This is a genomic window from Massilia mucilaginosa (assembly GCF_011682145.1).
GTDB lineage: Bacteria > Pseudomonadota > Gammaproteobacteria > Burkholderiales > Burkholderiaceae_D > Telluria_A > Telluria_A mucilaginosa.
The window spans coordinates 1-287 of the sequence record NZ_WHJH01000354.1 but is presented as its reverse complement, the minus strand read 5'-3'; the positions used below and the strand labels follow the sequence as shown (position 1 = coordinate 287).

1 protein-coding gene is annotated in these 287 nt (G+C 62.7%); it reads right to left on the bottom strand.

Annotation, left to right across the window (positions count from 1 at the left end; all coding sequences use genetic code 11):
• Positions 1–186: MaoC/PaaZ C-terminal domain-containing protein (locus tag F2P45_RS35145; RefSeq protein WP_267877398.1), on the bottom strand; the 186-nt coding region annotated here is incomplete at its 3' end.
• Positions 187–287 lie beyond the last annotated feature (101 nt).

Sequence of the window (287 nt, the reverse complement as noted above, 5' to 3'; positions counted from 1 at the left end):
GTGCCAACCGCTGGCGATCACGCTGCCGAAGATGGACCCCGCGGCCGCGTCATGGTCGACGTGGAAAGGCTGCGGGTCGAACTGGGTGGCGAAGGCGATGATTTCTTCCTCGCTCACGGTGCGGCTGCCCACGGCAATCTCCTGGCCGACGTAAAAGTCCTCGAAATACCATGTGCTCTTCTTCATGCCATGGCGCCCGTCGCGAAACCCGGCTGCGCGATGAAACGCTGCAGGTGATGGTCGGAGTCGCCCAGCGACAGCTCGATCATGGTCAGGCGCTTGAAGTG